This is a genomic window from Amylolactobacillus amylotrophicus DSM 20534, assembly GCF_001434555.1.
GTDB lineage: Bacteria > Bacillota > Bacilli > Lactobacillales > Lactobacillaceae > Amylolactobacillus > Amylolactobacillus amylophilus.
In genome coordinates, this window is sequence record NZ_AZCV01000001.1 from 125,653 (window position 1) to 139,163 (window position 13,511).

Consider the following 13,511-nt stretch of genomic DNA (forward strand, 5'->3'; position numbering starts at 1 on the left):
TTGAAAGAGGAATTTTAATGGCAGATAAGAGAGACTATTATGAGGTGCTAGGTCTTAGTCGTGATGCGAGTGCTGATGAGATTAAAAAAGCGTACCGCAAACTATCGAAGAAGTACCACCCAGATATTAATAAGGCACCTGATGCCGAAGAAAAGTTTAAGGAAGTCAATGAGGCTTACGAGGTCCTGAGTGACGACCAGAAACGTGCTGCTTACGACCAATATGGTCAGGCAGGAGTCGATGGTAGTTATGGCCAGGGTGGTTTCGGCGGCCAAGGATTTGGTGGCGGCTTCGATGATGTCGGTGATATCTTTAGCCAATTCTTTGGTGGTGGTCAAGCACGGCAACGCGTTGATCCTACCGCACCAACACGTGGTTCGGACCTCGATTACACCATGACGGTTGCTTTTAAAGAGGCGATTTTTGGTAAGAAAACCAATATTACCTATACACGTTCTGAAACTTGTCACACCTGTGGTGGTAACGGTGCAGAACCAGGAACCTCTGTGCAGACGTGTCCTAAGTGTCAAGGATCGGGCTACATGACAGTGGAGCGTCAGTCAATGCTTGGTGTAATCAGACAACAAGTTACTTGTGACCAATGTAATGGTCGTGGCGTGCTTATACCAACACCTTGCCATACCTGTGCAGGCCGTGGCGTCACAGATGAGAAGCACACGATTGAAGTTAAGGTGCCAGCCGGAATCGACAATGGTCAGCAAATTCGTTTGAGTGGCCAGGGTGAGGCTGGACAAAACGGTGGTCCATACGGTGACCTCTACATCGTCTTCCGCGTGAAACCAAGTAAGGAATTCGAACGGAACGGCAACACAATCTACAGCACACAAAATATCTCATTCGCCCAGGCGACACTTGGTGATGAGATTGAGGTGAACACCGTCCATGGTAAGATAGAACTCCGCGTTCCAGCAGGTACTCAGCCTGGAACGAAGTTCAAGTTACGTGGTAAGGGTGTACCTTACTTGCGTGGCAACGGAACTGGTGATCAGGAAGTCACAATTAAGGTGGCAATTCCAAATAAGCTGAATAAAGCACAAAAAGATGCGTTGATGCAATATATCAAGGCTAGTGGTGAATCAGTAGAACCACAAGAAAAGAATTTCTTCGAAAAGATGAAGGATAAACTGAAATAATAAGCTTTTTAGAAGATGAGGGAGAAAACCTCATCTTTTTTTGCTAGAATAGATATATTATATCTGTTTGAACAAGAGGGAAGAGCTATGGAAGAGAAAACATTTCAACGAATTAAAACACTAACAGAGCTGCAGGGAACAAGCGGTTTCGAACACGACATCAGAAGTTATATGCGTGCCCAAATTACCCCACTGGTTGATTCGGTTGAACAAGATGGCTTAGGCGGAATTTTCGGTGTGAAGAAGAGTCGGGTCACGGATGCTAAAACAGTGATGGTTGCGGCACACATGGACGAAGTTGGCTTTATGATAGCCCAAATTACCGCCAACGGCTTCTTCAAGGTTGTTCCATTGGGAGGCTGGAACCCAACAGTGGTCTCTGCCCAACGATTTACGCTAAAGGCGAGCAACGGTCAGAACTATCCAGTGATTTCATCCTCGATCCCACCACACTTGCTCCGGGGCACTAACGGTCAGCAGAATCTTCAGGTAACAGATATCCTGTTTGATGGCGGCTTCACAGACAAAGACGAAGTGCTTTCCTTTGGGATTAAACCGGGAGACACCATCGTGCCAGATGTCTCCACTATCAAGACTGCCAATGGTAAGAATATTATCTCAAAGGCGTGGGATAATAGGTATGGCTGCACGATGGTATTAGAGGCTTTAGAGACCCTACAGAATGATAATTTGGACAGTAATCTGGTTATGGGGGCTAATGTTCAGGAAGAAGTGGGCTTGCGTGGAGCTAAACCGGCGGTCACCAAGTTCCAGCCTGATTTGTTCTTCGCCGTTGATTGTTCTGCGGCGGATGATATCCACACGAAAACAGGTACATTTGGGCACCTAGGTGAGGGCGTGATGATTAGAATTCAAGATCCGGGCCTAATTACATTGCCAAAGCTGCGAGATTACTTATTGACTACTGCAGAAGATAATAACATTCCTTACCAGTACTTTGTCTCAAAGGGTGGCACGGATGCCGGTGCAGCCCACACCGCAAATGAGGGTATTCCAAGTACGGTAATCGGGGTTCCTGGACGTTATATTCACACGCACCAAACGATGTTCTCGATCGCCGATTTTGATGCGGCCCAGGAGTTATTGGTGAAAGTTTTACGTGGATTAGATAAATCCACAGTTGAAGAAATTGTTAAAGGATACTAAAGTGCAGTTTCTTTCTCAACAGCTGCCAGCTTTGTTATAATGCTAGACAGAAAAGGTTGATTAGATATGAATAATGAAGAATTACAAGACTACCAGGCACATATGCGTAACTTCTCGATTGTCGCGCACATTGATCATGGTAAGTCGACGATTGCGGACCGCATTCTCGAGCTGACGGATACGGTGGCTGAGCGTGACATGAAGCAGCAATTACTCGATAACATGGACCTAGAGCGCGAGCGTGGGATTACGATTAAGCTTAATTCGGTTGAACTCAAGTACACCGCTCAGGATGGGGAGGAATACACCTTCCATTTGATCGATACCCCAGGACATGTCGACTTCACTTATGAGGTTTCCAGGAGCCTAGCTGCCTGTGAGGGCGCCCTACTAGTAGTGGACGCAGCACAGGGTGTTGAGGCGCAGACACTAGCGAACACCTACCTGGCGCTCGATAACGACCTCGAGATTCTCCCGGTTTTGAACAAAATCGACTTGCCCTCGGCCGACCCAGAGATGGTCAAAGAAGAAATTGAGGATATGATTGGGATTGATGCGACGGAAGCAGTCCTCGTGTCTGGTAAAACCGGGTTCGGAATTGAGGAATTGTTAGAGCGGATTGTGACGGACATCCCAGCACCTACTGGCGATATCAACGGTCCATTGCAAGCCCTAATTTTCGATTCCATCTATGATTCATACAGAGGGGTCGTACTAAGTGTGCGATTGAAAACCGGCCGAGTTAAGGTTGGTGATGAGATTCAAATCATGAGCACCGGCAAGAAATTTGAGGTAACAGAGGTGGGCGTGCAATCACCCAAACCCGTAGCCAAAAAAGAATTAATCGCCGGAGACGTTGGTTACATTACGGCGAACATCAAATCCGTCCGGGAAACCCATGTTGGTGATACGATTACTTCACCCGCCAATCCGGCGCCGGCGGCCCTACCTGGGTACCGCCAGATTAAACCGATGGTGTATGCCGGCCTTTATCCGGTTGACAATGGGAAGTTTAATGACTTGCGTGAGGCGCTTGAGAAGTTACAATTAAACGATGCGGCACTCGAATTTGAACCTGAGACATCTCAGGCATTGGGCTTTGGTTTCCGCTGTGGCTTTTTAGGATTACTCCATATGGATGTGGTGCAGGAACGCTTAGAGCGGGAATTCAATCTCGATCTGATCATGACCGCACCTTCAGTTGATTACCATGCCACGCTGACAGATGGGTCAGAGCGGATGATTTCAAACCCAGCAGAGATGCCGGAGGTTGGCCAGCTTAAAGAGATTAAGGAGCCATTCGTTAAGGCGGAGATCATGGTGCCAGAGGAGTATGTTGGCTCTGTGATGGAACTCTGTCAAAGAAAACGTGGTGTCTTTCAGACCATGGATTACTTGGATAAATACCGGGTTAACGTTGTTTATGAGATGCCACTGTCAGAAATAATTTTCGATTTCTTTGATGACTTGAAATCAAACACGAAAGGCTATGCATCACTCGACTACGATATTATCGGCTACCGTGCGAGTGATTTAGTCAAAATCGATATCTTGCTGAACAAGGAACCGGTGGATGCACTGAGTTTCATTGTGCACCGCGAGTTCTCTGCTGAACGCGGGCGGGAGATTGCCTCAATGATGAAGAATATCATTCCACGGCAAAACTTTGAGGTGGCCGTCCAAGCTGCTATTGGTGCGAAGGTAATTGCACGAACGACTATTAAGGCATACCGTAAGGATGTTACCGCGAGAATCCACACAGGTGATCCCGACCGTCGTGCAAAGCTCCTAGACAAGCAGAAGCGCGGTAAGAAGCGCATGAAGTCGGTTGGTAAGGTTGAAGTTCCGCAGGAGGCCTTCATGGCCGTTTTGAAAATGAATGACGACGATATTAAAGGTAAATAATTAGGTGTGGTAATGAGAAAAGCACGGAGAATTATTTTAACTATTCTAGCGACTATCTTACTGTTAATTGGGCTTGTTTTAATCTTCAACGAGCCAATTAAAGGTTGGTTGGTCCAAATGAACCAAGAGAATAAGATGGCGAAGATTTCGCCGAAGAGTATCGAGCAGGCTAATAAGTCTAAGGGAGATTTCGACTTCAGTAAGGTCAAGAGTATCGACATGGCACAGATTGGCAATAGTATGGCGAATAATACGGCCCAGACACTTGGAGTCCTCGCCATTCCGTCCGTGAAGATGCGCTTACCGATTCTGAAAGGCTTGAGTGACGCGGCGCTGTCCAGCGGTGGTGGTACGATGCGACCTGACCAAAAGATGGGTCAGGGTAACTATCCCTTAGCTGGCCACTATATGACCAATAAGGGAATACTGTTCTCGCCCATTGAACGTGCCCAAATAGGGCAGAAGGTGTACCTGACAGATTTGAAAAAGGTCTACACATACAAAATATATTACAAGAAAGTTGTTAATCCCTACGCTGTCTGGCTGGTTAATAACACCAAGAAAAAAATGGTAACGCTCATTACCTGTGCCAACGGTGGAATCAGCCGGTGGGCAATTCGAGGTAAGTTAGTTAAAACCCAGAAGGCAACATCTAAAACACTCAAGATTTTTGATCTGGAAGATATGGTAAAATAGGATTTATGTGGAAACAGAGATTAAGAGAGACAACAATTGATTCTGAACTTGCTGCACAATTTAACTTGTCACCGGTGGTGGCAAGTTTATTTGCTTCTAGGGGAATTAGCTCCGCGGATGAAATAAATTACTGGCTGAATGGCACATTGGCTGATCTCGCCGACCCGTTTTTATTCAACGAGATGGACAAGACGTTAGAGCGTATCATGGCTGCAATTGATGCAGGGGAGCAAATCACGGTCTATGGCGATTATGACGCCGATGGCATTACGAGCACCGTAGTCCTAGTGGAGACCCTCCAGATACTCGGGGCAGAGGTAAATTATTATATCCCCAGCCGTTTCAAGGATGGCTATGGCCCAAATTTACGAAAGTACGAAGAATTAATCGCTGCCGGCACCAAACTCTTGATTACGGTCGACAACGGCATCACAGGTGCTACCGAGATTGACGAGATGGCTAAACGGGGTGTTGACGTCATCGTGACGGATCACCACACAATCCCGGCACGGCTACCACTTGCCTATAGCATCATTCATCCTAAACTCAGCAATCAGTCCTATCCTTTTCACGACTATTCTGGTGTAGGAGTAGCCTATAGTTTGGCACGTGCATTGATGGACGGTGATCCTTTAGAGGATTTACTAGACCTGGTAGCAATCGGTACTATAGCAGATCTCGTACCACTTCGTGGTGAGAATCACCTGCTGGTTAAGTACGGCATTGAAGTGATTAAGCAACAGAACCGTCTGGGCCTAAACGCCTTGCTTGATGTCGCCAAAATCCAGTTGGACAACTTAACCGCACAGGATATCTCATTTGGCTTCGCACCGCGTTTGAATTCGATTGGCCGGTTAGACGACGCCAATAAGGCAGTCGAGTTACTTTTAGCGGAAGATGAAGAGGTGGCCCACAAGCTCGCCCAAGAGCTTGAGGACCAAAACGTTCGTCGGAAGGAAATATCTGAAGAGGCCTTTGAGACGGCGCAAGAGCTGATTGCCGCGCAACAGTTAGACAAAAATAGAACGTTAGTCGTCGTTGGACCAGACTTTCATGAAGGAGTACTGGGAATAGTTGCTAGTCGCTTGATTCAACGATATCATCGGCCAACTATCGTGCTAACTAAAGATAGCAGTGGTTTGCTGAAGGGTTCCGGCAGAAGCGTCGAGGGTTTCGATATATTCGCTGCCCTAGAGCCATTGTCACATACCTTGCTCAGTAAGTTTGGCGGTCATACCATGGCTTGCGGCCTCAGTATGCCTGAGGAGAATTTGGCAGAATTCCGTCAGGCTTTCGAGCAGACTTACGTACCACAAACGCTTGAAACCAGTAATTTGTATGATACAAGTATTGACCTTGATCAATTGAATATTGACTTGTATAATCAAATCATGCTCTTAGGCCCCTTTGGCACTGACAATGAGGAGCCAGTCTTCCGCTTTAACAGACCACTAATTAGCAATTTCAAAAAAATTGGCAGCAACCAACAATACTTCAAGGCTAGTCTAAAATCAGATACTAAACAGCAATTTGACCTAGTTAGTTTTAATTTGGCAAACTTTGACGAGCGTCTCTTAAACTATGTGGCTGAGCTGTATGGCGGAATTTCCCTGAATATCTGGCGCGGTCAAGCAAAGTTACAGATTATCGTCGCTGATTTTAGGTACGAGTTGCCAGCAACAACTACTAGTAGAGTAGTGGACTTACGGAGTGAGCAGACAACTCTTCACGTGGGTGATTCATATCTGTTCTATCACGAGGATTTAGCAGAAAACTTCTGTATTCAGGAACAGCTAGATCGCAGTAAGATTCTGCTCGTTGATTATGACGAGCCGCGAAGGCTACAGAGTGCTGCGCTGATGGAGCTACCCCAAACGCCGAATGATTTACGCCAACTCTTTAAAACATACGAATTTGAGCGTGTTTTATTGAAATTTAACTATGACAATCTCACGATTGACCAAATTCCTGACGAACGTATCTTTAAAAATGTTTTAAAGTATGTTTATCAACATCCCGGGCTAACAATTGCATCATACAATTTGGCAAATAAATACTTAGAAACGAACGAATCTACCTTAAAATTCATATTTAGAGTGTTTTTTGATCTAAATTTTGTTAAAATAGATGAGTTCAAAATTGTGCCAAATAAAGATGTCGTAGCGACGCCTTTGACCAGTTCTAAATATCTTCAATTGACTGAGCAGAGACTGAAATTTAAGGAACAAATGAAGTCTCTTTCGAGCAGAGAGTTGGTCCGTTACATCGAATCGTTGCTTCAATAATGGAGGATTTACATGTCTTTTGATTTTAAGAAATATATTGCGGATATTCCAGACTTTCCGGAAAAGGGAATTATTTTTCGGGACTTCTCACCGTTGGTGGGGAACGGTCCAGCATTCAAGGAAGCAATCAGTGAACTAGCAGAATTCGGGCGGAGAAAGGGCGCAACTGCAGTTGCTGCACCTGAAGCACGGGGTTTTCTGGTGGGTGCACCAATTGCAACAGAACTTGGTGTTGGCTTTGTTCAGGCTAGGAAAGAAGGCAAACTACCTCGGGCAACAGAATCCGAGACGTATGATCTTGAGTACGGTACTAGCTCTACGCTAGAGATGCATCTTGACGCGATTAAGCCCGGCGATAAGGTTTTAGTTGTAGACGATTTATTAGCTACAGGTGGCACAATTCAGGCGACAATTCGCCTGATTGAGCGACTTGGCGGTGAGGTAGTGGGTGTTGCCTTCATTATTGAACTGAGTGAATTGCCTGGACGTGATAACTTGAAAGACTATGATGTCTTCTCGCTTACGACCTACTAATATTCTGGACGAGAAAATAATTGAGGTTTAATAATGACCAAAAAAGATGATTATGAAATATTAGTTGCCCAAGTTGAGGGATTAATTGAGATGGAGCCGGACAAAATTGCGACATTAGGCAATGTCTCCGCCGCCATCAAACAGTTCCTACCTGAGTCAGTATTTGCTGGATTCTACTTGTATAATGGTGACGAACTCGTGCTCGCACCATTTCAAGGTAGTGTGTCTTGCACTAGGATTGCACTCGGTAAGGGTGTTTGTGGTGAGTCCGCCGAGAAGAATGAGACAATTATTGTTGATGATGTGACACAGCGGGAGAATTACATTCAGTGTGATTCTGCTGCAATGTCTGAGATTGTCGTGCCAATGTATTCTAATGACAAGTTAGTAGGCGTACTTGATCTTGATGCACCAACAACAGCGGCCTATGATGAGTTAGATCAAGAATACCTTGAACAGATTGCACAACTTCTTTCGGATAAGCTCGTTTGGTAACAAAAATATAAAAACCCAGTTTGTTCTAGCAGCAAACTTTGCTATAATTAACTGAGTAATATGGAGAGTTGGCAGAGTGGTAATGCACCGGACTCGAAATCCGGCGAACCGGCTAATACCGGCGCGCAGGTTCAAATCCTGTACTCTCCTTCGATATGTGCGTAAGTCCTTAATAAAAGAGGGTTTGCGCATTTTATTTTTGTTTTTGACTAACTAAATATTTAAACCGTTCAATGCATTAGCCACTCGACTCTTGCCGTTGTCCGTCATATGGGTATAGATGTCTAACGTCATCTATACAGTGTCATTGCCAAGAATTGCCTGAAAATCAGTAGCTGAATGTTTGTATTACAATAATGGAACAATATGGCTATTTTATATATACTCTTGGTAATTATTTGGAAAATTCATATCTTGCAAAATACTTGAAAAATCTATTGATTGAAATTTATTTTTATATTGGCTTAAGAGATTGATAAGTTCGTGAGAAAGTTTTATGTAGTATTTTTTTGGTAACATTACCTTAAGCGAAAGAATTAATTCAAAAACGCCCGCTTGACTTGAAAAAACTGATTTATCCATATTTAAGGCAATTCGGATAGGAGTTGTTTTCGGAGACTTTGCAATTTTTCTTGAATAGGTTATTTCGCCGTGGGCCACTGAATTTCTGAATAAATTAACTAAATGGTTCACTGTCTTAATCGTTTCGGGAGTAATTCTGATTTTGTTTTCTGATGACCACTCTCTGGATCTTTCCCTTGAAAATTCGGTAGCAATCTTAATTTGTAAATTGTCAACTAAGTTTGAATAAAAGTGATTTATTTCTCCAAAGGTCAAAAAATTTACCAATACCCAAAGTGGTATATGGCCATGGTTATTAAGATAATGTTTAATTGCGGCTGTAGAATTAGCGTTTTTCTTGATTACATTCGACAACGAACTAATAGTAGATACCACACTGCTTACCTTGGAGGGAAGGCGGCTATAGTTATCAACTGCAAGATATGAATGTTCTTCGGGATACTCCATTGAAAAGTTATATGATATAGAAGCTCCGAGAACAGATTCATACTTTAATAGATACTTGTATAGTATTGATTGTAGTTCAGAGTCAAATTAGTATAAATCTCTGATCTCACTGAATTTGGCGCCATTTATATACTTTTCTGGCTTTAAAATTTCTCCGGTAGAATCTCTCTGTAAAAAATTCCATTTGTATCCATTAATTAGTGCGTAGTAACCTATTTGTTTGAGACTTCTTTTATTTGCTGTTGAAACTTCCAATCCGCGCATTCGCAAAATTTTCATTTGTTGATTGTGCGTTTTAAAGGGCTTTCCATTAACCATTTTTCTTCCAAAACAAAAACCTCAGGCTATGTTAAATATAGAACCTGAGGTTTCGTTAGTCAGGCGCCTACTCCAACTGCATTCCGAACTTGATCTATGTTTAATAGGTTTAAAGGACTTTCTTATTAATTTTTGCTACATATTGTGTTGAATTGGGACAAATATTTTGTTGGCTATATCTCAAACTTTCTAGTATGGGGTATGGCTATTGTTTAATCTAACTTGGTCGTTTAAATGTTGTACCGTATACTCACTCTGCCTCAGCTTCATTGAAATTTATCAGCTACATCTCAATTAAGCTGAGTAATAGGTTATAATTCCACGGTGGATACTACTTATTAATAGTATGTTTCTGTAGTAAACGGGATTCCGTATTTAGCGCTGAAATTATAAAAGCCCAATGTATACAAATCAGTAGTCTTATCTATCTCCGATTCAGCTGCAAAATTGATCATTTTTAATACCAGGTGTGTAAATTCTAGTGCAGCAGTACCATTAGCTGTTACCAGATTGCGGTCTTTTACCGCCTGTTGTTCGATGAATTCTTCATGATTAGTGTATTCTTTAAAATTCTGCCATAGATACTGTGCGTTGCCTGTGTGCCTATAATGAGAAAGTAAGCCATTTCTCGCTAGAAAGTCTACTGCACCGCAAATAGCAGCTATCGGTTGATTAGTAGCTAGTCGAACAGAAATTAGTTGTTTTAATTATTGATTATCGGTGGACCAAGAATCGCCACCACTTAATACCAGCAAATTAATCTTGTCGGGCAACTGGTCTATCCGATGATTAACTTGGGTTTTGAAGCCACCAATTGAAGTTACTAGTGATTGTCTCGAGGTAGTTTCGACTCGCCGTTCTTTACTTTGATTTAATTGGCCAGCTAAATAACCAAATTTCCAATCTGCATAAATATCTAAAACACAAAAGATTGCCTTTTTCATTTAATATTACTCCCTCATTTGCGAACCTATGTTTGCTCGTTTATGATATTACAATTATTTTCGATAATAACAACTGAAAAAATTTAGAGCACAGATTTAAAATAATATCCAGTGTTCAAGGAATTTCTGAATTTATACTTGCCCTAAAGTTGAGTTGAGGGTTTATACTAATCAAAATGATATTCTAAAAATCAATAATCTATTTTAGGAGGACGAGTATGAAAGCAACAGCATTTATGGGACCTGGTAAGGTCGAGATTCAGGAAATTGCTAAACCAGCAATTAAAAATGCGGGAGATGCGATTATTAAGGTCATTCGTGCCAGTGTCTGTGGGTCCGACTTATGGTGGTTTCGCGGTCTCAGCGAGCGTCCAATAAATTCTTTCGTGGGGCATGAGGCAATTGGCATTGTTGAGGACGTAGGAGACACCGTAACAAATATTCAAAAGGGTGACTTTGTGATTGTGCCCTTCACGCACGGTTGCGGTCATTGCGCCGCTTGTCTAGCCGGGTTTGATGGTAACTGCTTGAATCCACCGGCTGACGGCACGGGTTATCAGGCAGAGTACATACGCTATGGTAACGCCAATTGGGGCTTAGTCAAGATTCCAGGTCAACCTAGTGATTATTCCGATGAACAGCTTAATTCGTTCGTCACTTTAGCTGATGTGATGGCAACTGGTTACCATGCGGCAATCACAGCGGAAGTAAAGCCAGGATCAACCGTCGCTGTCATGGGTGATGGCGCTGTTGGCTTGAGTGGTGTTTTAGCTGCCAAACTATTAGGTGCAAAAAGAATTATCGCCATGAGTCGTCACGAAGACCGGCAGCAGTTAGCATTGAAATTTGGTGCGACGGATATTGTACCGGAACGAGATCAAGCCGGGATTGATCACGTGCTGGAATTAACTGGAGTAGGTGTCGATGCAGTCCTCGAGTGTGTTGGGACGGAGCAAGCTGTTTCGACGGCTGTTCAATTAGGACGGCCAGGAGCTGTCGTTGGACGTGTTGGTGTGCCTCAGAAGGAGACAATGAATACAAATAACTTATTCTGGCGCAATATAGGCCTTCGGGGTGGAATTGCTGCTGTGACAACGTACGATAAGAGTAGATTACTAGAAGCCGTGCTCGGCGGACAGATCAATCCAGGACTCGTCTTCACGAAACGGTTTAAATTGGATGATATACAACAAGCTTACGAGGCGATGGATAGAAGAGAGGCAATCAAGTCCTTACTCATCGTTAGCGAATAGTTTCGTTGGTCAATATTAGCAAAAAAATGGAGGTAGGATATGCAAATTTTTGTAGTTGGTGGCTCAGGACGTGTTGCTACGGAGTTAATTAAAGATTTGGTAGAGATGGGTCATACCGTCGTTGCGGGTGCCAGACACGAGGAGCAAATTGTCAAGTTACCAGCAGTAAAGCCGGTCCACCTGGACTTGCATGCACCAGTACGTGAGTTGGTTGAACTGATGAAAGGTAGTGCTGTGGTCTATTTCACTGCGGGTTCACGCGGCAAGGATCTACTGCAGACGGATGCCTTTGGGGCAGTGAAAACAATGCAGGCCGCTGAGCAGGCCGGAATCAAGCGCTACGTGATGCTCAGCTCGAACTCATCGCTTGAACCAGAGCAATGGCACCGTGAGGGACTGCGCGATTTGATGGATTATAATGTTGCAAAGTTTTTTGCCGATAATTACCTAGTTAATCAAACCAAGCTTGATTACACGATTCTTCAGCCGACGAGTCTAACCGAGAAATCTGGCACTGGCAGAATTAGCGTAGTCACTGACCTGGCTACTACGAACCCAATTCCAGATGTGGCCCAGACTTTGGCGGAAATCTTGCAACACGATAATACTATTGGTCATGTGATTGCGATGAGTACAGGTGACAAGACTATCGCAGATGCCCTTAGTAGTGTTGAATAGCTAAGGTCCCTGCAGAGGAGAGTGTATTAGGGATGCAATATACGAAATTAGGCAAGACAGATATTGAGGTTTCTAAAATTTGTGTTGGTGCAATGAGCTTCGGGGAACCTGGAACAATGCATGACTGGACGCTTGATTAGAAAGGAAGTAAGCAAGTTATTAAGCACGCGCTAGACAGCGGTATTAACTTCTTTGATACAGCGAATAGCTATTCAAAAGGAACCAGTGAGGAATATCTTGGTCGTGCAATCAAGCAGCTAGGCATTCCACGCGAGAAAGTCGTGCTGGCATCAAAGGTTTACTTTAATCCGGGACGTTTAGCAAAAGATGCGATTAACCGCGAAATAGAAGGAACACTGAAAAGACTGCAAACTGATTACCTCGATTTGTACATCATTCACAGATTTGACTATGAAACGCCTATTGAGGAGACGATGGCGACACTCAATCAACTAGTTCAATCTGGTAAAGTAAGGGCGATTGGTGCTTCTGCAATGTATGGTTATCAATTTCATAACTTGCAGCAGGTAGCGCTAGATAACCACTGGGAGACCTTTCAGACGATGGAGAATCATTATAATCTGCTCTATCGTTAAGATGAGCGCGAGTTAATTCCAGTGACGCAGCAGTTTGACGTTTCCTTGATGCCGTATAGCCCATTGGCTGCAGACCATTTGAGTAGGCGTGAGTGGCAAGCGGACACCTTACGAAGTAAGACTGACCGAGTTTCCATGGGTAAGTATGACCGTGCCAAGGAGAATGATTTGCAAATTATTGCGCGAGTTGCTGAGTTAGCTGATAGACACGAAATCTCGATGAGTCAAATTTCTCTTGCTTGGCTTTTTGTCAAAGGAGTGGCCGCACCCATCATTGGTTCGACTAAAATAAAGCATCTAGACGACGCTGTGGCAGCCATTGATGTTCATCTGACGGACGACGAACTGGCTTACCTAGAGGAGCCGTATCAACCACACGAAGTAGTAGGGTCACTTACGCAAAACCCGGCTGCAGGGACAATTCTCGTCGATCGATAAAAATAAGTTTGTTGGCCCA

At 43.8% G+C, this 13,511-nt stretch carries 10 protein-coding genes, 1 tRNA gene and 3 pseudogenes; 11 read left to right on the top strand and 3 right to left on the bottom strand.

The window, feature by feature from the left end:
• The first annotated feature begins 17 nt into the window (after positions 1-17).
• The 8 genes from dnaJ to FC62_RS00640 all read left to right on the top strand — a co-directional run bounded on the left by dnaJ (position 18) and on the right by FC62_RS00640 (position 8,386).
• Positions 18-1,154 carry a molecular chaperone DnaJ gene (gene dnaJ / locus FC62_RS00605; RefSeq protein WP_056946225.1) on the top strand — a complete coding sequence of 379 codons (1,137 nt, stop codon included), beginning with the start codon at positions 18-20 and terminating at the stop codon, positions 1,152-1,154.
• An 87-nt stretch (positions 1,155-1,241) separates the two neighbouring features.
• Complete coding sequence (gene pepA / locus FC62_RS00610) at positions 1,242-2,321, top strand: glutamyl aminopeptidase (RefSeq protein WP_056946224.1); 1,080 nt, start codon at positions 1,242-1,244, stop codon at positions 2,319-2,321.
• Between the two features lie 66 nt (positions 2,322-2,387).
• A complete protein-coding gene (lepA, locus tag FC62_RS00615; protein WP_056946223.1) occupies positions 2,388-4,226 on the top strand; it encodes a translation elongation factor 4 in 1,839 nt (612 codons plus the stop codon).
• A gap of 12 nt (positions 4,227-4,238) precedes the next feature.
• Positions 4,239-4,922, top strand: coding sequence for a class A sortase (locus FC62_RS00620; protein WP_056946222.1), 684 nt, complete (start codon positions 4,239-4,241; stop codon positions 4,920-4,922).
• Between the two features lie 5 nt (positions 4,923-4,927).
• Positions 4,928-7,207 (top strand): single-stranded-DNA-specific exonuclease RecJ, encoded by a 2,280-nt coding sequence (gene recJ / locus FC62_RS00625; RefSeq protein ID WP_056946221.1) that lies wholly within the window; start codon positions 4,928-4,930, stop codon positions 7,205-7,207.
• Between the two features lie 12 nt (positions 7,208-7,219).
• Positions 7,220-7,741 carry an adenine phosphoribosyltransferase gene (locus FC62_RS00630; RefSeq protein WP_056946220.1) on the top strand — a complete coding sequence of 174 codons (522 nt, stop codon included), beginning with the start codon at positions 7,220-7,222 and terminating at the stop codon, positions 7,739-7,741.
• A 33-nt stretch (positions 7,742-7,774) separates the two neighbouring features.
• Positions 7,775-8,236 (top strand): GAF domain-containing protein, encoded by a 462-nt coding sequence (locus tag FC62_RS00635; RefSeq protein WP_056946218.1) that lies wholly within the window; start codon positions 7,775-7,777, stop codon positions 8,234-8,236.
• A gap of 62 nt (positions 8,237-8,298) precedes the next feature.
• Positions 8,299-8,386, top strand: a tRNA-Ser gene (locus FC62_RS00640).
• Between the two features lie 225 nt (positions 8,387-8,611).
• Here the strand turns inward: FC62_RS00640 and FC62_RS00645 are convergent.
• From FC62_RS00645 to FC62_RS08480, 3 genes and pseudogenes are all read right to left on the bottom strand, one after another.
• Positions 8,612-9,340 (bottom strand): annotated as a pseudogene (locus tag FC62_RS00645) (Abi family protein); the annotation flags it as partial.
• Positions 9,341-9,352: 12 nt separating this feature from the next.
• Positions 9,353-9,583, bottom strand: a complete 231-nt coding sequence (locus tag FC62_RS00650) for an Abi family protein (RefSeq protein ID WP_056946216.1) — start codon at positions 9,581-9,583, stop codon at positions 9,353-9,355.
• A 338-nt stretch (positions 9,584-9,921) separates the two neighbouring features.
• Positions 9,922-10,527: pseudogene (locus FC62_RS08480) on the bottom strand (DJ-1/PfpI family protein).
• A gap of 218 nt (positions 10,528-10,745) precedes the next feature.
• On the opposite strand from FC62_RS08480, the gene FC62_RS00660 reads away from it, so the two are divergent.
• The 3 genes and pseudogenes from FC62_RS00660 to FC62_RS00670 all read left to right on the top strand — a co-directional run bounded on the left by FC62_RS00660 (position 10,746) and on the right by FC62_RS00670 (position 13,492).
• Positions 10,746-11,780, top strand: coding sequence for a zinc-binding dehydrogenase (locus FC62_RS00660; protein ID WP_056946215.1), 1,035 nt, complete (start codon positions 10,746-10,748; stop codon positions 11,778-11,780).
• A 39-nt stretch (positions 11,781-11,819) separates the two neighbouring features.
• The gene (locus FC62_RS00665) at positions 11,820-12,458 is read left to right on the top strand and encodes an NAD(P)H-binding protein (RefSeq protein WP_056946214.1); all 639 of its coding nucleotides are present in this window, start codon (positions 11,820-11,822) and stop codon (positions 12,456-12,458) included.
• A gap of 32 nt (positions 12,459-12,490) precedes the next feature.
• Positions 12,491-13,492, top strand: a pseudogene (locus FC62_RS00670) (aldo/keto reductase).
• The last annotated feature ends 19 nt before the right edge of the window (positions 13,493-13,511 follow it).